Raw genomic sequence first — 21549 nt, 5'->3', positions numbered from 1 at the left:
CCATCTTGCCCCTCGGGCTGCGACCTGTCACTGGAGCGAGTCTAAGGGCAGCAGGGACGCGGGTGGCGGTGGATGAGGGGGAGCTCTCACCAAGGATGTGTGCACATGCGTACGCCTCTGGCCTATGACCTGGTGTTCGGCAGTACGGGCTCCAGTGACTGCCAGCGTGAGATTTCGCAGCCGTCGGTCCGGCTGAACGAGGAGTCCACCTGACGCCCCCGCCAGATCCCGGTGATCCGCGCACTGGCCGGCCCACCCGACTGCTGGGTGCACATCTGGTCCTGGGGCGACGGTGCGAAGGGGTCGAGCCCCTTCCCCGCCAGCTCGTCGAGCCGCGCACACGCCGGCTCCGCCGCGGGGTGGGTGCCGCCCGCCGGCCCGCACTCCAGCTGGAACGTGCCGTTCGTCCGGAGGTTCCCCGTCTCCGAGACCGTCACGGTCAGCCGGTCCCGGTCCTCCACCGGCTGGGGCAGCGGCAGCGGGACGGGAGCGTCCGCGGCTCCCGCGGGCACGGCGCCGGCCAGCGCGGCGGCAGAGACGGCAGCGGACACGGCGGCGGTGCGTACGAGGCGGCTCAGCATGGGGGCTCCTGGGGAGAGTCACGGGTCCGGCCGGGGGCCACGCAGGCCCCCGGATCTCTAACGCTGCTCATGCCGCGGCGTTGCGCAACCGCAGATGCTTTGCTCTGTGGCCCGCGGTCCTAGTACCGTGGACAGCGATTGGTGACAGCCCACTGGGCTGTGTCATCATCTGCACGCACCACTCGCGTCCGCGCGGGTGTGCTGGAGGCGTCGCCTAGTCCGGTCTATGGCGCCGCACTGCTAATGCGGTTTGGGCCTTAAAGCCCATCGAGGGTTCAAATCCCTCCGCCTCCGCGCATCGATCACTGAAGCCCCGGCCAGACGGCCGGGGCTTCAGTCGTTCACGCGGTGTCCGCGAGGGGGCCATCCGGGTGTTTTCGCAGGTCAGATTGGGTATGGCTAATGGATTTCGCCCTACGGCGCGGGTCATGTAATGTTGTTCCCGCAACGCCGACCGGGCAGAAAAGCCCGGGAAGTAAGCACTCGTAGCTTAACGGATAGAGCATCTGACTACGGATCAGAAGGTTGCAGGTTCGAATCCTGCCGAGTGCACACAGATCAGAAGCCCCTCGGGATTGTCCCGAGGGGCTTCTGACATCAGCGGGTGACATCAACATCTCCGCCAGCGAACTCAGGCACCGGTGTCCGACTCAGCGTCGTCCCCGTCAACCTCCTCCGGCTCGTCTACTCCGAGCGCGTGGCCAGGGCCTCGTTCATCTTCAGGACGAAGTTCTCACCCGCACCCCAGTCCCAGTGGTCCAGCTCCACCTCGTAGCCGGCATCCACCAGCTGCCAGGCCACCCACTCCGCCCACGCCCGGTCCGCCCCCGCATGACTGACGAACACCCGACCGCCCTCGCCGACCAACCCACACCCCCGACGCAGCCCCAGCACCAGACCACCGACACTAGGCCGAACAACCCCACACCCGCCCACACATCACCTCACTCCCGACAGATTCACCAGCGACTCCCGTCGACGGCTCGAGCAGCGACGGCGCTGCCGGCTGCTGCACCACGGCCCGGGATACGCTCGGTCGCGGGCCCTGCATCCGGGGGTGCACGCGCCTACGGATCAGGTTGCGGGTTCGAGTCCTGCCGAGTGCACAACAGGCCAGGCCCCGTCGGAAGACCGACGGGGCCTCTGGTGTTTCCGGTGGCTTCTGGGAGGTGGGCATGGCCTGGCGGTGTGCCGGGATCAGTTGGCCGCGAGGCGCCCGGACGGGGGTGCTGGTGTGGGAGGGCGGGCGGGTCAGTCCGTTGGTGGCCGGGAAGGCGGTGGGGTTCCGGGCCGAGGGGGAGCGGCGCTGTGTCGGGGCGCGGGGCAATCCCTGTCCCGTCGGGGCCGTCGTGTCCGGGCGGGCAACGCAGGCGAGGTGTGCCGAGTGCGCGCGGCTGGACCGGGCGCATTCGGTGGCCGCTGACACCATGGCCGACGACCCGCGCACGTACCGTGTGTATCTCGCCTGGTTCGGGCCCGGGATGCTGAAGGTGGGGATCACCGCCGAGGAGCGTGGCCCGGCGCGGCTGCTGGAGCAGGGGGCCGTGGTGTTCAGCTGGCTGGGCCGTGGGCCGTTGATGGCGGCGCGGCGGACCGAGGAGCTGCTGCGTACGGCGCTCGGGGTGCCCGACCGTATTCCGTACGCCGCCAAGCGGGCGGCCCGTACGGCACTGCCCGGGACGGCGGAGCGGGCTGCCGAGGTCGCCGAGTTGCACCGGCGGGCCCTCGCGTTGCCCGAGTGGGCCCAGTCGCTCGAACGGATGGACTTCGAGGCGGTCGACCACACCGGGGTGTTCGGGCTCGACGGGCTGGAGCCCGCGAGCGCCGTGGTGCGTGAACTGATCGACGGCGGAGTCGTCGCGGGGGAGCTCGTCGCGGCGGCCGGGCCCGATCTGCATCTGCGTACGGCCGGTGAGGGGATCGTCGTGGTCGATACGCGGCTGATGACCGGGTGGTCGCTGACTGCAGCCGAGCCGACCGCGGGCGTGAGCGTGCCCATGACGGATGTACGGGCGGGGGATGTCCAGGGCGGACTGTTCTGACCGCGAAGGCAAAGACTTGGATCCCGTTCGGATCCCTTCCGGTCAACACCCTGGACACCGCCGTGACCTGCGACGGAAGGTGAGTGCCATGAGCATCCAACCTGTCGCGGGCATCGAACCGCCCTATTGGACCGTCGTTTTCACCGCGCTCCGTCCGGACGTCGCCGAGGGGTACGCCGAGACCGCCGTCCGGATGCGGGAGCTGGTCGAGGACGTGCCCGGGTTCCTCGGGTACGAGTCGGCCAGGACACCCGGAGGGCTCGGGATCAGCGTCGGGTACTTCCGCGACGCGGAGTCGATCGCGGCCTGGCAGCAGAACCTGGAGCACAGGGCGGCGCAGCGGCTCGGCCGGGCGCAGTGGTACGACAGCTACAGCGTGCATGTGGGCAAGGTCGAGCGGAGCTACAGCTTTGTGCGGGACTGAGACCGGGAAAGCGGCGGGCACGGCGGGCGAGGCCTCGGACGTACGGGCGTTCTGGGAGCGGCTGGGACTGCCGGGACTCGTCGACGTCCACACCCACTTCATGCCGGAGCGCGTGCTGCGCAAGGTGTGGGCCTACTTCGACGCCGTCGGCCCGCTGACCGGCATGGAGTGGCCCATCGCCTACCGGCGCGAGGAGGACGAACGGGTCGCGCTGCTGCGGGAGTTCGGGGTGCGGTCCTTCACCTCGATGCTCTACCCGCACAAGGCGGGGATGGCCGCCTGGCTCAACGGCTGGGCGGCGGACTTCGCGGCGCGGACACCCGACTGTGTGCACACGGCGACGCTCTATCCGGAGGAGGGAGTGGAACGGTACGTACGGGAGGCGGTCGAGGGCGGGGCGCGGATCTTCAAGTCGCATCTGCAGGTCGGGGCCTACGACCCGGGTGACCCCCTGCTCGACGCGGCGTGGGGACTGCTCGCCGAGGCCCGGATCCCCGTGGTCATGCACTGTGGATCCGGCCCGGCGCCCGGCAAGTACACCGGCCCCGAGCCGGTCGGCCGGCTGCTGGCGCGCCATCCCCGGCTGCGGCTGATCGTGGCGCACATGGGGATGCCCGAGTACACGGAGTTCCTGGATCTGGCCGAGCGCCATGCGGAGGTCCGTCTCGACACGACGATGGCGTTCACCGACTTCAGCGAGCGCCTCAGCCCGCTGCCGGAGCGCGAGAAGGCGCGGCTCGCGGACTTCGGGGACCGGATCCTGCTGGGGACGGACTTCCCGAACATCCCGTACCCGTACGCTCATCAGCTCCATGCGCTCGAGCGCCTCGGACTCGGGGACGACTGGCTGAGGGCGGTCTGCCACGACAACGGCGCGCGGCTCCTCGCCGGCCCGTGAGCGCGAGCGGCTTTCTCAGGGAATTCACAGGTTCGGGAAAGAAAGCCCTCAGGGTGAGGCCGGAGTGTGGCGGGTATGACCACGATCTCGCCCCGAGGGCGCACCGAACTGCTGAGGCCGGACGGTAGCCCTGTCCGCGTGCTCGTCGTGGACGACGAGGTGTCGCTCAGCGAGCTGTTGTCGATGGCACTGAGGTACGAGGGGTGGGAGGTGCGCAGCGCCGGCGACGGTTCGGGGGCGATGCGCACCGCCCGCGAGTTCCGCCCCGACGCCGTCGTGCTGGATGTGATGCTGCCCGACATGGACGGCCTCGCCGTCCTGCAGCGGCTGCGGCGCGAGCTGCCCGATGTCCCCGTGCTCTTTCTGACCGCGAAGGACGCGGTCGAGGACCGGATCGCGGGGCTGACTGCGGGCGGTGACGACTATGTCACCAAGCCCTTCTCGCTGGAGGAGGTCGTGGCGCGGCTGCGCGGGCTGATCCGGCGTTCCGGTGCCGCGACCGTACGCAGCGAGTCGCTGCTGACGGTGGGTGACCTCACCCTCGACGAGGACAGCCACGACGTGACGCGGGGCGGGGAATCGATCCATCTGACGGCCACCGAGTTCGAGCTGCTGCGCTATCTGATGCGCAATCCGCGGCGCGTGCTGAGCAAGGCGCAGATCCTCGACCGGGTGTGGAGCTACGACTTCGGCGGCCAGGCCAATGTCGTCGAGCTCTACATCTCGTACCTGCGCAGGAAGATCGATGCCGGCCGGTCCCCGATGATCCACACCCGGCGCGGCGCGGGATATCTGATCAAGCCCGGTGAGTGAGACAGCTGTGCGGGGGAGGGTGCGGCGGCGCTGGTCGCTGCGGACCCGGCTGGTGGTCTCCGCGGTCGCGCTGATCGCGGTGGTCGCCGCCGTCATCGGCACGGTCACATGGATCGCCTTCCGTACGCATCTGTACGGGCAGTTGGACGTGCAGCTGCGTGCGGTGGCGGCGCGGGCGGCCGGGCCGCCGGACATCGTCCTGGAGCCGCCGCCGGAGTTCCCGAAGGGAAAGCGGCCGCTCGATTTCGTCACGGGCGGCGGGGCGCCCCTGGGCACGGTCGGTGCTCAGCTCGCCGAGGACGGCACGATCACCGACGCCGTGGCCAGCACCGAGGCGGGGCCGCACCCGTACGGGCCGACCGCGGCCCGGCTCAGCAAGGCACAGAAGGCCGCCTTGGCGGAGGTGCCCCGGGACGAGACATCGCACACGGTGGAGCTGCCGGGGCTGGGCGACTACCAGATCAGGTACGAGGACGGGGTCCGCGGCGCCTATCTCGTCGGTGTGCCGACGGCCGATGTGCAGAAGGCGCTGGGCACGCTGGTCGTGGTCGAGCTGAGTGTCACCGGCGCGGGTCTGATCGCCGCGGGCATCGCGGGTGCCTCGCTCGTCGGGGTCGCGCTGCGCCCGCTGCGGCGGGTCGCGGCCACCGCCCGCCGGGTCTCCGAACTGCCTTTGCACAGCGGTGAGGTGGCGCTGCACGAGCGGGTGCCGGGCGCGGAGGCGGATCCGCGCACCGAGGTCGGCCAGGTCGGGGCGGCACTGAACCGCATGCTCGGGCATGTCGGGTCGGCGCTCGCTGCCCGGCAGGAGAGCGAGACGCGGGTACGGCAGTTCGTCGCGGACGCCAGCCATGAGCTGCGGACGCCGCTGGCGTCGATCCGCGGGTACGCCGAACTGACGCGGCGCGGGCGGGAGAGGGACACCGTCGGTCCGGACACCCGGCACGCGCTGGGCCGGATCGAGGCGGAGGCGAATCGGATGACGGGTCTGGTGGAGGATCTGCTGCTGCTGGCCCGCCTGGACGCGGGACGCCCGCTCTCGTACGAGAGCACTGATCTTTCCCCGCTCGTCGTGGACGCGGTCGCGGACGCGCGGGCCGCAGGTCAGGACCACGGATGGCGCCTGGAGCTGCCGGCCGAGCCGGCGACGGTTCGGGGCGACGCGGCCCGGCTCCATCAGGTGCTGGTCAACCTTCTGGGCAACGCCCGCGTCCACACCCCGCCGGGGACGACGGTCACCGCGCGGGTGGACATCAGGGCGGGGCGCTCCGGTGCGACAGGTTCCGTCGTCGTGCTCGAGATCGAGGACAACGGGCCCGGAATCCCGGCCGAGTTGCTTCCCCATGTCTTCGAGCGCTTCGCCCGCGGTGATGCCTCCCGGTCGCGGCATGCCGGAAGCACCGGGCTCGGTCTCGCCATCGTGCAGGCGGTGGTCGCGGCGCACGGCGGCACGGTGACCGTGCGGTCGGTGCCGGGACGCACCGTCTTCGGCGTCGAGATGCCGGCGGCGTGCGCGAGTCCCGCGCTCGCGGCCGTGCCGCGCCCCTCGGACGGGCTCGCGTACGGCTCACGGCTCGCGCACGACTCAGAGCCCGCGTACGACTCGGAGCCCGCGTACGACTTGAGCTCGCGCGCGACTCACAGACAAGGCACAGGCTGAGCACACAGCCGTGACAGCCCGCCCGTCGAGTGTCGTCAGCATGCGAACCGACACCCATGCGGGGACCCTGCCGGCCCGCGAGCATCTGCTCGCGGAGCCCGCCGGTCGGCCCGTACTCGACGTGGTGATTCCCGTCCACAACGAGGAGAACGACCTCGAGCGCTGTGTGCTGCGGCTGCACGAGCACCTCACGAGGACGTTCCCCTACAGCTTCCGGATCACCGTCGCGGACAACGCGAGCACCGACCGTACGCCCGAGGTGGCGGCCCGGCTGGCCCGATCGATGACCGAATTGCGGATGCACCGGCTGGAGTTGAAGGGCCGCGGACGTGCGCTGCGGACCGTGTGGTCGCACTCCGACGCGCCTGTGCTCGCCTACATGGACGTGGATCTGTCCACGGACCTCAACGCACTGCTCCCGCTGGTCGCCCCGCTCATCTCCGGGCACTCGGACCTTGCGATCGGCTCCCGGCTGACCCGCTCCTCGCGTGTGGTCCGCGGCCCCAAGCGGGAGTTCATCTCGCGCGCCTACAACCTGATCCTGCGCGGATCGCTCGCCGCGCGCTTCTCGGACGCCCAGTGCGGGTTCAAGGCGATCCGGCGGGACGTGGCCGAGCGGCTGCTGCCCATGGTCGAGGACACCGGGTGGTTCTTCGACACCGAACTGCTGGTGCTCGCCGAGCGGGCCGGGCTGCGTATCCACGAGGTGCCGGTCGACTGGGTCGACGACCCCGACTCCACCGTGCACATCGTGAGCACGGCGACCGAGGACCTCAAGGGCGTCTGGCGGGTCGGGCGGGCGCTCGCGGTCGGCGCCCTGCCGCTGGACCGGCTGGCGCGGCCCTTCGGGGACGACCCGCGGGACGGGCAGCTGACCGGTGTACCGGGCGGGCTGGCCCGCCAGCTTCTCGGGTTCTGCGCCGTGGGCGTGCTGTCCACGCTGCTCTACCTCGCTCTCTACTCGTCCTTCCGGGCCGGGGCGGCTCCCCAGCTCGCCAACGCGGCGGCCCTGCTGCTCTCCGCCGTCGCCAACACCGCCGCGAACCGGAGGCTCACCTTCGGGGTGCGCGGCCGGGAGCGGGCCATGCGCCATCAGGCGCAGGGCCTGGTCGTGTTCGGCATCGGACTGGCCCTGACCAGCGGCTCGCTCGCCGCCCTCGACGCGGCGGCGGGCAACCCCTCCCACGGCACCGAACTGGCGGTCCTGATCGCCGCGAACCTGGCCGCCACCGTGCTGCGGTTCCTCCTCTTCCGGGCGTGGGTCTTCCCCGAACGCCGGTACACCCACGACGACATGAGGTACACCCGATGACCACGAGCACGACCAGTCCCCCGCACGGCGGGCCGGCAGGGTCGGGCGCCGCACGCTCCGGCCGCGCCGCACGGCTGCTGCGCGGCCGCCCGGAGGACGCCCGCTGGGTGCGCCCCTCCTTCCTCGCCCTGCTGCTCGCGACCACGCTGCTGTACGTCTGGAACCTGGACGCGTCCGGGTACGCCAACTCGTTCTACTCCGCGGCCGCACAGGCCGGCAGCGAGAGCTGGAAGGCGTTCTTCTTCGGTTCGTCCGACGCCGCGAACTCCATCACCGTCGACAAGCCCCCGGCCGCGCTGTGGCCGATGGCCCTGTCCGTGCGGTTCTTCGGGCTCGGCTCGTGGCAGATCCTGCTGCCCGAGGTGCTGATGGGCGTCGCGACGGTGGCCGTGCTGTGCGCGGCCGTACGCCGGAGTTTCGGCGCGGCGGCCGGACTGATCGCGGGTGCCGCATTGGCTCTGACCCCGGTCGCGGCCCTGATGTTCCGCTTCAACAACCCGGACGCTCTGCTCGCGCTGCTGATGACGGTCGCCGTGTACTGCGTGCTCCGTGCCCTCGAAGGGGCGCGGACGAAGTGGCTGGTCTGGGCGGGCGTCGCGGTCGGGATCGCGTTCCTGACCAAGACCCTGCAGGCGTTCCTGATCCTGCCGCCGCTGGCGCTGGTGTACGCGGTGTGCGCACCGACGACCCTGCTCCGCAGGCTCGGCCAACTCGCTCTCGCCGCAGTGGCCGTGGTGGTCTCCGCCGGCTGGTGGGTGGCGATCGTCGAGCTGTGGCCGACGGCCTCACGTCCGTACATCGGCGGCTCGCAGACCAACAGCTTCCTGGAGCTGACCTTCGGCTACAACGGCCTCGGCCGGATCAACGGCAACGAGACCGGCAGCGTCGGCGGAGGCGGTGGCGGCCGCGGCGGCGGTGGCTGGGGCGAGACCGGCATCGACCGGATGTTCAACGACACGATCGGCGGCCAGATCTCCTGGCTGCTGCCGGCCGCGCTGCTGCTGCTCGTGGCGGGTCTGGTGCTCACCCGCAGGGCCGGGCGGACGGACACGGCACGGGCGGCGTTCCTGGTCTGGGGCGGCTCGCTGCTGATCACGACCGCGATCTTCAGCTTCATGGCCGGGATCTTCCACGAGTACTACACGGTGGCGCTGGCGCCCTGCATCGCGGCGCTCGTCGGCATGGGCGCGACGGTGCTGTGGGAGGAGCGGGCCGAGCTCGTCTGGTCGGCGGTGCTCGCCGGCACGGTCGCGGTGACGGCCTGGTGGTCGTACACGCTGCTCGGCCGGAGCGCGGACTATCTGCCGTGGCTGCGCCAAGTGGTGCTGATCGGCGGCCTGGTTGCCGCGGTGGGGCTGCTGCTCGCGGGCCGCGCAGGGCGGACCCTGGCGCTCGGGGCGGCCGGGCTCGGGCTCGCGGTGTCGCTCGCGGGACCGGTCGCGTACTCGCTGACCACGGTGAGCGAAGGGCACGCGGGCTCGATCGTGACGGCGGGGCCCGCGGTGGCGGGCGGTCGTGGGGGGCCGGGCGGCGGCGGTCCGGGTGGCGGCGACGGTATGCGGATGCAGCCCCCCGGTCAGGGCGGACAGGTTCCTGGGCAGGCCCAAGGACAAGGACAGGGGCAAGGGCCGGCGCAGGGACAGGGACAGGGTCCGCAGGGCGGGCCGCCGGGCGGCGCAGGGCAGCTTCCGCCCGGCGGCGGACCAGGCACCCTGCCCGGTACGGACGGACGCACGGGCCGGGGCGCCCAGGACGGCTCCGGCCGTGGCGGAGGTACGGGCGGACTCCTCAACGGCGCGAGTGTCGACGCCGAAACGGAGGCCGCGCTGAAGGACAACGCAGAGGACTACACATGGGTCGCCGCGGCCATCGGTTCCCAGAACGCCGCGAGCTACCAACTCGCCACCGAGCAGCCGGTGATGCCGATCGGCGGTTTCAACGGCAGCGATCCGTCCCCGACCCTCGCGCAGTTCAAGCAGTACGTGGCGGAGGGGAAGATCCACTACTTCATCGCCGGCATGGGCGGCGGGCCGGGCGCAGGCGGCGGCTCGGAGATCACCTCCTGGGTCGAGGAGACCTTCACCGAGGTCACGGTGGGCGGTACGACTCTCTACGACCTGACCGACGAGAAATAGCGTTGTACACCAGCGGCTCCACCGAGCGGGGCGAGTCGATCACCTCGGCCGTCCCGTCGGTCCGCACCCACGGGCCGTCCCACTCGTCCGGCAGGACGATCACTCCGACCCGCTCGTCCCGCGCGCTGTTACGGGTGTTGGCGTGCTCCGGGCAGGTCGCCGCAACCGTCCGTCCCGAGTCGTCGACGCCGCAGGTCGGCGGAGAGCTCTGGGGGAGTACGAACTCCGGCAACTGTTCACGCTCCACCGCGGTGTCGGTGGCGACGCCGGGGTGCCATGTGCGGCACCTTGCGGGCCAACTGCCACGAAGGCGGGGGCGGCAGGCCGTCCCTTGCCTGCCGCCCCCTCTGGGGGAACACCCCCGTGCCCGGCCGCGTATCCGCTCGGACGCGGCCGGGGGTCCGGTCACTCGTCCGGGTGCACGAGTTCGATGTCGTGGCCGTCGACTCCACGGCCGCGGACGGTCAGTGCCCCGGCCACCGGGGGATACCCCGTCGCGACGACCGTGTACTCCCCCGCGTCCAGGTCGGCGAACGCGTACGCCCCGTCGTCCCCGGTCGTCACGGTGGCGAGCACGTCGCCCGCGGCGTCCACCAGCGTCACCCGCGCGTCGGACAGCGGCCGGCCGGCGGCCCCGCCGCGTACGGTGCCCCGCACCACGGCGCCGGTGAGCAGGGCCGCCTCGATACGGGTCACGCCCTGCCCAACGATCTCGACGGGCATCGCCAGCGGCCGGTGGCCGTCGGCGTGCACGGCGAGGGTCACCGCACCCGGGACCAGGTCGCTGAAGGAGAACTCACCCCCTGCCGCGGTCGTTCCGGTGGCCAGCACCTCGCCGCGGGCATCCGTGACGACGACCATGGCTCCCTCGACCGGTGCGTCGCCGTCGGCGGCCCGCACGGTCCCGGTCAGCCCGCTGATGCAGTCCAGATGGATGTCGTACTCCCCAGAGGCCTTCGGCCCGGGAAGTGCTCCGCGCTCGTCGCCGACGGACACCGTGGCGGCCTGGGGCTGGAAGCCGTCGGCCGAGGCGATCAGTACGTACGAACCGGATGCGGGGGCATCCAGCGCGTAGCTGCCGTCCGCGTGGGCGACCGAGCGGCCGAGCTGGCGGCCGGCCGGTGAGATCAGAGTGACCACGGCGCGGGGCAGCGCGGCGCCGTCGGAGGCGCGCACCACGCCGCGGATCCCGGGGCCGGCCGCCTCGCCGGCAGGGACGGTGGGACCGGCGGTGTCGCCGGAGGCCTCCAGGGTGCTGTCCGCCGCGCTGCTCTTCAGTGCGACCTCCTTGATGAACAGCGTCACCAGGAAGGCGAGCAGCGCGAAGGGCGCCGAGTAGAGGAAGACGTCGCCGACGCCGTGCCCGTACGCCGTCTCCATCACCGTACGGATCGGCGCGGGCAGCGCGTCCAGGTCGGGGATGCCGCCGCCGCCCGTACCGCCGTGGCCCAGGGCCGCGCCCTTCGGGCCGAGTTCGGCGAGACCGTCCGTGACGTAGTGGGTGACCCGGTTGGCCATCACCGCGCCGAGCGCGGAGACGCCGATCGCACCGCCGAGGGAGCGGAAGAAGGTGACGACGGAGCTGGCCGCACCGAGGTCCTGGGGTGCCACCTGGTTCTGCGTGCACAGCACGAGGTTCTGCATCATCATGCCGAGGCCGAGCCCCAGGACCCCCATGAAGACCGCGATGTGCCAGTACTCGGTGTCGTGGCGGAGGGTGCCCAGCAGCCCGAGGCCCGCCGTCACCAGGACGCCGCCGCCGACAAGCCAGGCCTTCCAGCGGCCGGTCCTCGTGATGATCTGGCCCGAGACGGTCGACGAGACGAACAGACCGGCGATCATCGGGATCGTCATGACGCCGGACATCGTCGGCGACTTGTCGCGCGCCAGCTGGAAGTACTGGCTGAAGAAGACGGTGCCGGCGAACATCGCGACACCGACGAAGAGGGAGGCCAGCGAGGCCAGCGTGATGGTGCGGTTGCGGAAGAGCCGCAGCGGGACGAGCGGGTCGCTCGCCTTCGACTCCACCAGGAGGAAGAGCAGGCCGATCAGGACCGAGCCGCCGACCATCGCGTAGGTCTGCCAGGAGATCCACTCGTACTTGTCGCCCGCGAAGGTGACCCAGATCAGCAGCAGCGAGACGGCGGCGCTGATGAAGAACGCGCCCGCCCAGTCGACCTTGACCTTGTGTCCCGGGCCTTCGGCACGGGGGCCGGCGACGGGGAGCTTCAGGGTCTTCTGCAGCACGATCAGCGCGATCACCGCGAACGGCACGCCGACGTAGAAGCACCAGCGCCAGCCGAGCGAGTCGGCGTCGGTGATGACTCCGCCGAGCAGCGGCCCGCCGACGGTGGCGACGGCGAAGACCGCCCCGAGGTAGCCGCTGTAGCGGCCGCGCTCACGCGGGGAGATCATCGCGGCCATGATGATCTGGGCGAGGGCGGTGAGGCCGCCGACGCCGATGCCCTGGACGACACGGCAGGCGATCAGCATGCCGGTGCTCTGGGAGAGGCCGGCCACCACCGAGCCCGCGACATAGATGATCAGGGCCACCTGGACCAGCAGCTTCTTGCTGAACAGGTCGGCGAGCTTGCCCCACAGCGGGGTGGTCGCCGTCATCGACAGCAGCGCCGCGGTCACCACCCAGGTGTAGGCGCTCTGGTCGCCGTCGAGGTCCGTGATGATCTCCGGCAGCGCGTTGGAGACGATCGTGGACGACAGGATCGCGACGAACATTCCGAGCAGCAGCCCGGACATCGCCTCCATGATCTGGCGGTGGGTCATCGGCGCGGCGTCGCCGTCGGAGGCGTGACCTCCAGGCCGGGCGTGACCGCCCCGCACACCGGCTGGTGTGGTCGTAGCCATGGACTTCCTTCGCTGTGTCTAGGTCTGGGTGCGGGTGGTGGGTGCGGGGGTACGGACGGCGTGGGCCCGGCAGTCCCCGAAGGAGTTCCGGAGGCGGGCCAGCAACGCGCTGAGCTGTCCGACGTCGTCGTCGGACCAGTCTGTGAGGTGGTGGGCGAACAGGTCCGCGGTCCGACGGCCGAGGCCGTCGAGTACGGCCCTGCCCGCGGGGGTGAGCCGCAGGATGCGCGAGCGCCGGTCGTCCGGGTCGGGCGAGCGCTCGATCCAGCCGCGCTCCACGACATGCGCCACATGGCGGCTGGTCACCGACATGTCGACGGCGAGCAGCTCGGCGAGGCGACTCATCCGCATCTCTCCGTACCGGTCGATAAGGGCCAGTACGGACGCGGAACCGGAGGGGCACTCGGCGGGCAGCATCCGCGAGAGGCCCCGTTTGACGGCACCTATGGCACTGATCTGCCGGGCCAGCTCTTCGTACTGACTCCGCTCGGCCATGAGCACCCCCATCTTGTTGCTTAGGGCAACGATATAAGCGGTTGGTTGCTGCAGGCAAACGAAATGGGACCGTTTCGAGTAAAGGAACCCAAAAGGCTTTGCATATGCAGAGTCAGCTCACGTCATGGGCCGGTCATGGCCGTGACCGGTGACGATCGGGCCCCTGCCCGGGGTTGGGCCGAGGGCCCGGGTTCGCTAGGGTCCTGGCCCATGGCACACAACCCCCATGCTCCCCACGGCCAGGGCCCCGAGGGCAACTACGACCCCGCGGGCAACACGCAGATGTTCCGCGCCTTCGTCGACGAGGGCGCCCCGCAGGGCCGCCAGTCCGCCGCCGTGGCGCCGTCCTCCTCGCGGGCCGGGCTGATCGCCGGTGTGATCGCGGCGATCGTGATCCTGGGCGCGGTGGCCTGGCTCGCCCTGGGCTGATCGCCTGCGCCCCCCACGGCCGCAGAAGCGCCCCCACCTCCCCACAACTGCACAAAAGCTCCGGTCCGGGGCGCCTCGCACCCGCCGGCGCCCTGCCCGTCCCTGCCCCACGGCGAACCGCCGGGGTCACTTCCAGTCCGCGGTCACGTCCTGCGTCTCGATGTGCATGCCCAGCGGCACCCGCCATGCGTCCACGCAGACCGTGTACGCCTTCTTCCGTGCGGTGCCGGGCGCGATCGGGGCCGGCAGGGGCTGGGACGACTCGACCGTGGCCCAGTCGATCCCGAGCGCGCCGATGATGTGCGTGGCGAACGTGACCGTGCCCGAAGCCGCGGGCGTACCACCGGTGTTGCGGAACTCCACCGTCACTTTCTCGCACCAGCGCTCGTCCAGAGCGGCGCGGACCGGCTCGGCGAGCTGGAGCACGGCCGGGTCTGAGGGAGCGGGTGCCGGGGGCGGAGCCGGGCGGGTCGTGCTGCCGGGCGGGCCCGGGGTGTTCGGGGTGGTCGGTGGGCCGGGCGCCGGGCCGTCCGTATCGCCGGAGCTGCCCGTGCCTCCTCCTGTGCCGTCGGCGTCCGGGCGGTCGGGCAGCGCCGGTCCCCCCGACGCGTCGGTGGTGCCCGGCCGGGACGTCCCGGGGGGCGCCTTCGGGCCCTCTGGGTCTTCCCTCCCGCGCGGGCCCTCCCGAGAGCCGTCCAGCGGCACCAGGACCACATCGCCCTCCGGTGGGACCGCGGCCGTCGGGGACGGGCCCGAGCCCGCCGCACCGACCGGCACGCGGCCGTCGCCACTGCCGCCGCCGCACGCGGTCAGCGCCCCGCCCAGGCAGAGCGCCACCGCTGCGATCCCGGTCCGTCGTCGCATCGCGCCAGTGTGACTGGCGGACCGTCAACAGTGAACCCTCAGTCGGAAATCAGGCCTTCCCGCAGCTGCGCGAGCGTACGCGTCAGCAGGCGCGAGACATGCATCTGCGAGATACCGACCTCTTCACCGATCTGCGACTGGGTCATGTTGGCGAAGAACCGGAGCATGATGATCTGCCGCTCACGGGGCGGGAGTTTGGCCAGCAGAGGCTTGAGGGACTCGCGGTACTCGACGCCCTCCAACGCCGTGTCCTCGTAGCCCAGCCGGTCCGCGAGCGAGCCCTCGCCTCCGTCGTCCTCGGGGGACGGCGAGTCGAGCGACGACGCCGTGTACGCATTGCCGACGGCGAGTCCGTCGACCACGTCCTCCTCCGACACCCCGAGCACCGCGGCCAGTTCGGGAACGGTCGGCGAGCGGTCGAGCTTCTGGGAAAGCTCGTCGCTGGCCTTGGTGAGCGCCAGACGCAGCTCCTGCAGCCGGCGGGGCACCCGCACCGACCACGAGGTGTCGCGGAAGAAGCGCTTGATCTCGCCGACGACCGTCGGCATCGCGAACGTCGGGAACTCCACGCCCCGTTCGCAGTCGAACCGGTCGATCGCCTTGATCAGCCCGATCGTGCCGACCTGGACGATGTCCTCCATCGGTTCGTTCCGGCTGCGGAAGCGTGCCGCCGCGTAGCGCACGAGGGGGAGATTCAGCTCGATGAGGGTGTCGCGCACATAGGTGCGCTCCGGGCTGTCGTCGGCCGCGCCCTCGCAGTCCAGCGAGCGCAGCCGCAGGAAAAGGGAGCGGGAGAGAGTGCGGGTGTCGATGGCTTCCGAGCTGTCCGGCACGACAGGTGCGGGTGCGCCGGGAGCGCGTGTGAGCACCTTGGAGCTGCCCAGTTCTACGGACATGCCACCCCCTTTGAGGTCGCGGACGGTCGCGGTGGCCGCGACCATCGGAGGAACGCAGCCTCCACCTGAATACCGGCGGCGAGGCTGCGGCAAACGCGGTTCCGGCAGAATGTCACATGTCGGCAACACGCTGTAGTGACATGTCGACATGTACCAGGTGAGAATGCCCAGGAAAATGAAGGCATACAGCTTTTGTGACGGCTCGTGAGCTCCCGGAAGGGTGTACCCGTTTCGGCTACGCTTCGATCCTGTTTGCGGATCGAAGTCGCGCGAAACTTCGCGCCAGCAGCCTTGACACGTGCATCTGGGAGACACCCAGCTCCTGGCTGATCTGAGACTGCGTCAAGTTGCTGTAGTAGCGCAGCATCAGGATCCGCTGCTCGCGCTCGGGCAGCTGGACGAGCAGATGACGGACCAGGTCGCGGTGCTCCACCCCCGCGAGCGCCGGGTCCTCGTAGCCGAGGCGGTCCAGCAGCCCCGGCATTCCGTCGCCTTCCTGAGCCGCCTCCAGCGAGGTGGCGTGGTACGAACGCCCGGCCTCGATGCAGGCCAGCACCTCGTCCTCGCCGATCCTCAGCCGCTCGGCGATCTCGGCGGTCGACGGGGTCCTGCCGTGAGCCGTCGTCAGGTCCTCGGTCGCGCCGTTGACCTGGACCCACAGCTCGTGCAGCCGGCGCGGCACATGCACCGTGCGCACGTTGTCACGGAAGTACCGCTTGATCTCGCCGACGACCGTCGGCATGGCGAACGTCGGGAACTGCACGCCCCGGTCCGGGTCGAAGCGGTCGATCGCGTTGATCAGGCCGATCGTGCCGACCTGGATGACGTCCTCCATCGGCTCGTTGCGGCTGCGGAAGCGGGCGGCGGCGTACCGCACCAGCGGCAGATTGGCCTCGATGAGCGTCCCGCGTACGCGCGCGTGCTCCGCGGTGCCGGGTTCCAGCTCCTTGAGCCGGGCGAACAGGACCTGGGTCAGGGCCCGGGTGTCCGCGCCCCGGCTCTGTGGCTTGGTCTCGTTCTGGGGTGGCACCTGAGGCGCAGTACTGGCCGGCACGGTCACGCCACCCCTTTGCGGTCAGAATCGGTCAACTCATCCGTCAAAAGCGGTCATAGCATCACAAGACATGTCCACTGTGTGCAAGCACCCGATAACTCCGTGTTGACGGCGTAAATGCGGCCGATGGAGGTGGGCGCAATGGAAAAGCCCCTCGCCGGGAAGGCGGGGGGCTCGGAGGCGGTGCGGCCGGCGGGGCCGGCGGGGGATCAGAACTCGTAGTCGGCGATCACCCACGTGGCGAACTCGCGCCACCGTCCGGCGGCAGCCTGGTGCGCCGGGTGCTCCAGGTACCGCTTCAGCGCGTCCTTGTCGGCCACGGCGGAGTTGATCGCGAAGTCGTAGGCGACCGGCCGGTCGGTGATGTTCCAGGCGCACTCCCAGAACTCCAGCTCGGGGACGAGTCCGTCCAGATCCCGGAAGGCCTTCACCCCGGCGGCGACGCGCGGCTCGTCGCGCTCGACACCCTCGTTGAGCTTGAAGAGGACCAGATGGCGGATCACGGGGGCTCCCTGGCTGTACCGGCGGAAACCGGCTGGCTTAGTTGACGAGCTCGGTCATGAACTGTCCGACGCCTTGAGCGGCGCTCGATATGCCCTCGAACCCTACCTGGACCATGTCGGCGGCCTTGGCGGGGGACGTGATGATCGTGTACAGCACGAAGACGACGACGAGGTAGAGAGCGATCTTCTTCGTTTGCACCATCAGCCTCTGCTCCCCCTGCTGCCTCAGCCCTGCTCCTGCCCACGCGTCGCGTGAGTCTAACCGTTCGATATTGCACGGAGACTTCCAGGACCAAGGGCCCTCGAGCACGGGTCCTTTGCGCCCATGCGGACGGCTCGACCGGCGCACGAGGGAAGCGGGCCCGGCCGGGTGCGGCAGGAATCAGGCCGGGCGGGAACCGCCCCTCGCTGCGGGGTCCGCGCCGCACGTTTCCCGTGACTGTGCACGGACTTGAGGGACGGTTCCGGTCGGCTGGGGGTGCGAGTCGAATACTCCGAATTACTGATCATCTGGTGAGTTCCGGCCGGGGGTGACGAACTACCGGCTGCCTGAGGGTCAGGCTCAGCCCTGGGTCGAACTCGTCAAAAAGATCGGAAGAGGATCAAGTTCATGAATTCAGATAAAAGGACGGTGCCCCCGCTGGGGCCTCTGCCCCCTCGAGGCAAGTGGATGGCCGGCGGCGCGCTCACCTCGCTTGCGCTGGTCCTGGCTGCCGGAGTGGCCGGCCCGGCCGCGGCCACGGCTCAGAACACGGCTGACGGCGTGAGCGTGTCCAGCAGTGAGGGAAGCGGAGGCGACAAGTGCAAGGGCGGGTCGCACGGCGACGAGCTGAAGTCCCAGAAGGGTGACTGCAAGAGGGGAGCGACGGGTCCGACGGGTCCGACCGGTCCGACCGGTCCGACGGGACCGACGGGACTGACCGGAGCGCCGGGTACGCCGGGTACGCCGGGCGATCCGGGTTCCACCGGTCCCACCGGGCCTACCGGTCCCACCGGACCCACCGGTCCGACGATCGTGCGCGAGGTGGTCACCGAAGGCCCCTTCAGCCTTCCTCCCGGTGCGGCCGACTTCCAAACCCCGGAATGCCCTGCAGGACTGGAGCCCGTATCGGGGGGTGCAAGGTCCGGCACTGCCGCCACGACGATCGCTCAGTCGTACCCTGACACGACACTCAACGGTTGGTCGACCAACGTGCGTAACGACTCCACCGACCAGAATCCCGAAGTGACCTGGTTCACCGTCTGCGAAACGATTGCGTAAACGTCGGCCTGCCAGGACTCCCGTCGGTTCGCGGTTCCTCGCGCGGCAGGTCGATGGACTCATCTGGAAGCCTGCCGGAGGCGGCCCGGACGACGATGACGACGGGCTCGCCGGAGCGCTCGTAACGGCCGACCGAGACGGAACTGAGGCGGAGAATGATGAAGGGCGGTCCCGTTCGGGACCGCCCTTCATCTGCCAGCGGTAGCGGAGGGATTTGAACCCTCGGTGACTTGCGCCACACTCGCTTTCGAGGCGAGCTCCTTCGGCCGCTCGGACACGCTACCGGGAGAGAGCTTAGCCCAAGGTGGGCCGTGCTCTGAAATCCGTATCCGTCAGCGGTCGGTCCCGCGCTCCCGGAAGAAGCTCCGGAGCTGCGCCGAGCACTCCTTCTCGAGCACTCCGAGCACCACTTCGGGCCGGTGGTTGAGCCGCCGGTCCCGTACGACGTCCCATAGCGAACCGGCCGCGCCCGCCTTCTCGTCCCGGGCGCCGTAGATCACCCGTGCCACCCGGGACTGCACGATCGCGCCCGCGCACATGGTGCACGGCTCCAGCGTGACGACGAGCGTGCAGTCGGTCAGCCGCCACTCGCCGATGCGGGCGGCGGCCCTGCGGATCGCCAGCACCTCGGCGTGTGCCGTCGGGTCGCCCGTCGCCTCGCGTTCGTTGTGCCCTGTCGCCAGGACCGAGCCGTCCCCGGCCAGCACGACGGCGCCGACCGGCACATCTCCGGCCTGCGCCGCGCGCTCCGCCTCGTCCAGGGCGAGACGCATCGGCGCTTCCCATGGATCGCGTACGGGGTCGGGAACGGGAACCTCCACCCTCCGGGACACCGGATCGGGGACACCGTCCGGTGACGGGTGCCGTTGCCGGCCCTCGTCCTGGCCCTGGTCTCGGTTCTGGATGCGGTTGTGATGCGGTTCCGGTGCCGGGTCGGCAGGGACAGCCACTAGCGGACGGTCTCCAGCACTTCGCCCGCGCCGAGCGCGTCCGCGATCTCCATGAGCGCGTCCGTGTCCAGCGCCAGCAGTTCCTTCTCCGACAGGCCCAGGTCCCTGAGGATCTCGCGGTCGCCGACCGGTCCGGCCGGGACGGACTCGCCGGCTGCCACGGAGACGCGGTCCTCGTCGTCCGGGTCGTCCGCTTCCGGCTCGCCGTCCTCGGTGCCGTCGAGATCCAGCGCGTCCAGATCGTCGGCGGGGTCGTCATCGTCCCCGCCGAGCAGTTCATTGGTCAGGATCTCCCCGTAGGAGGAGCGTGCGGCCGCGGCCGCGTCCGAGACGAAGATACGAGGATCCTCCTCGCCCTCCACCCGGATGACGCCGAACCAGGCGTCCTCCTGCTCGATGAAGACGAGCACCGTGTCCTCGTCCACCGAGGCCTCGCGGGCCAGGTCGGTCAGATCCGACAAGGTCTCCACATCGTCGAGCTCTGTGTCGCTCGCTTCCCACCCGTCTTGAGTGCGCGCGAGCAGTGCGGCGAAGTACACCGTGACTCTCCCACTGATCAGAGGTGTGACGACCGGCGGTGCGCTGCTCTGCCCCGCCCACTCGGAATCGTGGCAGAAACATTCGCGATGCGAGAGGTCTTCCGTCGTTGCGTCGGCCATCAGTTCTTGAGGGCGGCTACCAGCGGAACGTCCGCATACGCATCTGCTGGCGCATCCGGGCGGCCCTGGCGCGCCGCGGCTGGACACGGTCACGCAGCGCCTTGGCCTCGTTCAGTTCGCGCAGGAACTGGGCGCGTCGCCTCCGGCGCTCCGCCTCGGTCTCCGTCTCTTCGCCCCGGTCGGGCTCGGGCTCCGGCATCGGCCACACCACCCCACGGCTGGATCCGTATTCCCCCGCGGCCCTGCGGCCTGGGGGGACCCCTCAACCACCTTCCCTCCGGAACCGTGGTTGACGCCAGTGGCGGCTACTGTGGGGCGCATGCGGATCCATGTCGTCGACCACCCGCTGGTGGCGCACAAACTCACCACGCTGCGCGACAAGCGCACCGACTCCCCGACCTTCCGGCGGCTCGCCGACGAGCTGGTCACCCTGCTCGCGTACGAGGCCACCCGGGACGTGCGCACCGAGCAGGTCGACATCGAGACCCCGGTGACTGGGACGACCGGCGTGAAGCTGTCGTACCCGCGGCCGCTGGTGGTGCCGATCCTGCGGGCCGGACTGGGCATGCTCGACGGCATGGTGCGGCTGCTGCCGACCGCCGAGGTGGGCTTCCTGGGGATGATCCGCAACGAGCAGACGCTGGAGGCCTCGACCTACGCGACCCGTATGCCGGAGGACCTCTCCGGCCGCCAGGTGTACGTGCTCGACCCGATGCTGGCGACCGGCGGCACGCTGGTGGCGGCGATCCGGGAGCTGATCAAGCGCGGCGCGGACGATGTGACCGCGGTCGTGCTGCTGGCCGCGCCGGAGGGCGTCGAGGTGATGGAGCGCGAGCTCGCGGGTACGCCGGTGACCGTGGTGACGGCGTCGGTCGACCAGCGCCTGAACGACCACGGGTACATCGTGCCCGGGCTCGGTGACGCGGGCGACCGTATGTACGGGTCGGCGGAGTAGCCGACGCGGACCCGGGGCGCCGGGTCCGTCAGCACTTCTTGGAGGGCGCGGGTGCGGGCCTGGTCAGTGCGGCCAGGGCCACGTCCGCGTCCTTCTTCGCGTCCAGGGACCTGAACGCCGTGCCAAGGATCAGGTCCACGTCCGCCGTCTCGCGTGCGTCGGTCTTCAGCTCGGAGCCCCGCAACTGCGTGGCCAGCACCCGGAAGGCGCCCTGGTAGGCCTCCGGGCCGCCGAGCAGTATGGCGGCGCCGGGGACCTTCTTGTCGTACGCCGGCGTGGCGTTGCCGACCTTGCCGATCGTGAACCCGCGTTTCTTCAGCTCGTCGGCCGCCGCCTTGGCGAGTCCGCTGCGCGGCGTCGCGTTGTAGACGTTGACCGTCACCTGCCCCGGCTTCGGAGGCGGGGGCGCGGCCGAGACGGTCGGGGTCGGGGCGGGCTTGCAGTCCGGGCCGTGACTGCTCGCCGTCGTGTTCTCGGCGCCGCCGGAGAACACATCGATGAGCTGCAGTGTTCCCCAGCCGGCCAGGCTGAGTGCGACCGCCGCGGCGAGGCCGGCGAGGACGATCCTGCGGCGGTTGCGAGGGCGTCGCATGCGCGGGTACTTGTCGCCCGTAATGCGGTACTTTCCGCCCATGCCTGGCGGAGTGAGCATGCTCATGGGCGCAGCGTAGTGCCGCCCGATGGTTATGCCTACTAAACGATCAATGGATTGCGTCCGTACGGTGCCGAAAGAGCCCGAAAGGGTCAGTCGGC

General features: G+C 70.6%; 22 protein-coding genes, 3 tRNA genes and 1 pseudogene. 11 read left to right on the top strand and 15 right to left on the bottom strand.

The features are described from left to right. Nucleotides 1-122 precede the first annotated feature (122 nt). A complete protein-coding gene (locus ABZ208_RS06395; protein WP_356908417.1) occupies nucleotides 123-581 on the bottom strand; it encodes an SSI family serine proteinase inhibitor in 459 nt (152 codons plus the stop codon). 203 nt (nucleotides 582-784) lie between these two features. On the opposite strand from ABZ208_RS06395, the gene ABZ208_RS06390 reads away from it, so the two are divergent. After that, nucleotides 785-875 (top strand) — tRNA-Ser (locus tag ABZ208_RS06390). 185 nt (nucleotides 876-1060) lie between these two features. Further along, nucleotides 1061-1133: transfer RNA gene (locus tag ABZ208_RS06385), tRNA-Arg, on the top strand. Nucleotides 1134-1265: 132 nt separating this feature from the next. Here ABZ208_RS06385 and ABZ208_RS06380 read toward each other — a convergent pair. Then, complete coding sequence (locus tag ABZ208_RS06380) at nucleotides 1266-1427, bottom strand: toll/interleukin-1 receptor domain-containing protein (protein ID WP_356908416.1); 162 nt, start codon at nucleotides 1425-1427, stop codon at nucleotides 1266-1268. Between the two features lie 329 nt (nucleotides 1428-1756). On the opposite strand from ABZ208_RS06380, the gene ABZ208_RS06375 reads away from it, so the two are divergent. From ABZ208_RS06375 to ABZ208_RS06345, 7 genes are all read left to right on the top strand, one after another. Then, nucleotides 1757-2623, top strand: a complete 867-nt coding sequence (locus ABZ208_RS06375) for a DUF2797 domain-containing protein (protein WP_356908415.1) — start codon at nucleotides 1757-1759, stop codon at nucleotides 2621-2623. A gap of 88 nt (nucleotides 2624-2711) precedes the next feature. Then, the gene (locus ABZ208_RS06370; RefSeq protein ID WP_356908414.1) at nucleotides 2712-3047 is read left to right on the top strand and encodes an antibiotic biosynthesis monooxygenase; all 336 of its coding nucleotides are present in this window, start codon (nucleotides 2712-2714) and stop codon (nucleotides 3045-3047) included. Further along, the gene (locus ABZ208_RS06365) at nucleotides 3034-3945 is read left to right on the top strand and encodes an amidohydrolase family protein (protein ID WP_356908413.1); all 912 of its coding nucleotides are present in this window, start codon (nucleotides 3034-3036) and stop codon (nucleotides 3943-3945) included. The genes ABZ208_RS06370 and ABZ208_RS06365 overlap by 14 nt, the downstream gene beginning before the upstream one ends. Before the next feature lie 75 nt (nucleotides 3946-4020). Beyond that, on the top strand, nucleotides 4021-4758 hold the full coding sequence (locus tag ABZ208_RS06360) for a response regulator transcription factor (RefSeq protein WP_328398972.1): 738 nt from the start codon (nucleotides 4021-4023) through the stop codon (nucleotides 4756-4758). A 19-nt stretch (nucleotides 4759-4777) separates the two neighbouring features. Beyond that, a complete protein-coding gene (locus ABZ208_RS06355) occupies nucleotides 4778-6418 on the top strand; it encodes a HAMP domain-containing sensor histidine kinase (protein WP_356908506.1) in 1641 nt (546 codons plus the stop codon). A gap of 40 nt (nucleotides 6419-6458) precedes the next feature. Then, a complete protein-coding gene (locus ABZ208_RS06350) occupies nucleotides 6459-7730 on the top strand; it encodes a bifunctional glycosyltransferase family 2/GtrA family protein (protein WP_356908412.1) in 1272 nt (423 codons plus the stop codon). Next, nucleotides 7727-9865, top strand: a complete 2139-nt coding sequence (locus tag ABZ208_RS06345; RefSeq protein WP_356908411.1) for a glycosyltransferase family 39 protein — start codon at nucleotides 7727-7729, stop codon at nucleotides 9863-9865. Before ABZ208_RS06350 ends, ABZ208_RS06345 begins: the two co-directional genes overlap by 4 nt. Nucleotides 9866-9872: 7 nt before the next feature. On the opposite strand, the pseudogene ABZ208_RS06340 reads toward ABZ208_RS06345, so the two are convergent. From ABZ208_RS06340 to ABZ208_RS06330, 3 genes and pseudogenes are all read right to left on the bottom strand, one after another. Next, nucleotides 9873-10112: pseudogene (locus ABZ208_RS06340) on the bottom strand (pyridoxamine 5'-phosphate oxidase family protein); the annotation flags it as partial. 158 nt (nucleotides 10113-10270) lie between these two features. Continuing rightward, nucleotides 10271-12730 carry an MFS transporter gene (locus tag ABZ208_RS06335; RefSeq protein WP_356908410.1) on the bottom strand — a complete coding sequence of 820 codons (2460 nt, stop codon included), beginning with the start codon at nucleotides 12728-12730 and terminating at the stop codon, nucleotides 10271-10273. 18 nt (nucleotides 12731-12748) lie between these two features. After that, entirely contained in the window at nucleotides 12749-13225 is a 477-nt protein-coding gene (locus tag ABZ208_RS06330) for a MarR family winged helix-turn-helix transcriptional regulator (protein ID WP_356908409.1), read from the bottom strand. Between the two features lie 210 nt (nucleotides 13226-13435). Between ABZ208_RS06330 and ABZ208_RS06325 the strand changes: the two genes are divergently transcribed. Next, on the top strand, nucleotides 13436-13654 hold the full coding sequence (locus ABZ208_RS06325) for a hypothetical protein (protein ID WP_328398978.1): 219 nt from the start codon (nucleotides 13436-13438) through the stop codon (nucleotides 13652-13654). 126 nt (nucleotides 13655-13780) lie between these two features. On the opposite strand, the gene ABZ208_RS06320 is transcribed toward ABZ208_RS06325, so the two are convergent. From ABZ208_RS06320 to ABZ208_RS06280, 9 genes are all read right to left on the bottom strand, one after another. Continuing rightward, complete coding sequence (locus ABZ208_RS06320; RefSeq protein ID WP_356908408.1) at nucleotides 13781-14518, bottom strand: hypothetical protein; 738 nt, start codon at nucleotides 14516-14518, stop codon at nucleotides 13781-13783. 38 nt (nucleotides 14519-14556) lie between these two features. Beyond that, nucleotides 14557-15414 (bottom strand): RNA polymerase sigma factor SigF, encoded by an 858-nt coding sequence (locus ABZ208_RS06315; protein ID WP_328398980.1) that lies wholly within the window; start codon nucleotides 15412-15414, stop codon nucleotides 14557-14559. A 235-nt stretch (nucleotides 15415-15649) separates the two neighbouring features. After that, entirely contained in the window at nucleotides 15650-16444 is a 795-nt protein-coding gene (locus ABZ208_RS06310; RefSeq protein ID WP_356908407.1) for an RNA polymerase sigma factor SigF, read from the bottom strand. Nucleotides 16445-16677: 233 nt separating this feature from the next. Then, the gene (locus ABZ208_RS06305) at nucleotides 16678-16971 is read right to left on the bottom strand and encodes a Dabb family protein (RefSeq protein ID WP_356908406.1); all 294 of its coding nucleotides are present in this window, start codon (nucleotides 16969-16971) and stop codon (nucleotides 16678-16680) included. A gap of 37 nt (nucleotides 16972-17008) precedes the next feature. Next, nucleotides 17009-17173: a hypothetical protein gene (locus ABZ208_RS06300; RefSeq protein WP_356908405.1), complete on the bottom strand. Its 165-nt coding sequence runs from the start codon at nucleotides 17171-17173 to the stop codon at nucleotides 17009-17011. A 1258-nt stretch (nucleotides 17174-18431) separates the two neighbouring features. Continuing rightward, a tRNA-Ser gene (locus ABZ208_RS06295) sits at nucleotides 18432-18516 on the bottom strand. A 48-nt stretch (nucleotides 18517-18564) separates the two neighbouring features. Next, nucleotides 18565-19005: a tRNA adenosine(34) deaminase TadA gene (tadA, locus tag ABZ208_RS06290; protein ID WP_356908404.1), complete on the bottom strand. Its 441-nt coding sequence runs from the start codon at nucleotides 19003-19005 to the stop codon at nucleotides 18565-18567. 176 nt (nucleotides 19006-19181) lie between these two features. Beyond that, nucleotides 19182-19721, bottom strand: coding sequence for a hypothetical protein (locus ABZ208_RS06285; protein WP_356908403.1), 540 nt, complete (start codon nucleotides 19719-19721; stop codon nucleotides 19182-19184). Between the two features lie 136 nt (nucleotides 19722-19857). After that, the gene (locus ABZ208_RS06280) at nucleotides 19858-20040 is read right to left on the bottom strand and encodes a hypothetical protein (RefSeq protein WP_356908402.1); all 183 of its coding nucleotides are present in this window, start codon (nucleotides 20038-20040) and stop codon (nucleotides 19858-19860) included. A gap of 120 nt (nucleotides 20041-20160) precedes the next feature. Here ABZ208_RS06280 and upp point away from each other — a divergent pair, with 120 nt between their 5' ends. Next, nucleotides 20161-20796 (top strand): uracil phosphoribosyltransferase, encoded by a 636-nt coding sequence (gene upp / locus ABZ208_RS06275; RefSeq protein WP_356908401.1) that lies wholly within the window; start codon nucleotides 20161-20163, stop codon nucleotides 20794-20796. A 28-nt stretch (nucleotides 20797-20824) separates the two neighbouring features. Here upp and ABZ208_RS06270 read toward each other — a convergent pair whose 3' ends face one another. Then, the gene (locus tag ABZ208_RS06270) at nucleotides 20825-21454 is read right to left on the bottom strand and encodes a LytR C-terminal domain-containing protein (RefSeq protein WP_356908400.1); all 630 of its coding nucleotides are present in this window, start codon (nucleotides 21452-21454) and stop codon (nucleotides 20825-20827) included. Between the last annotated feature and the right edge of the window lie 95 nt (nucleotides 21455-21549).

Source organism: Streptomyces sp. NPDC006208 (assembly GCF_040613775.1).
Classification (GTDB): domain Bacteria; phylum Actinomycetota; class Actinomycetes; order Streptomycetales; family Streptomycetaceae; genus Streptomyces.
This window is presented reverse-complemented; position numbering and strand designations above follow the sequence as displayed.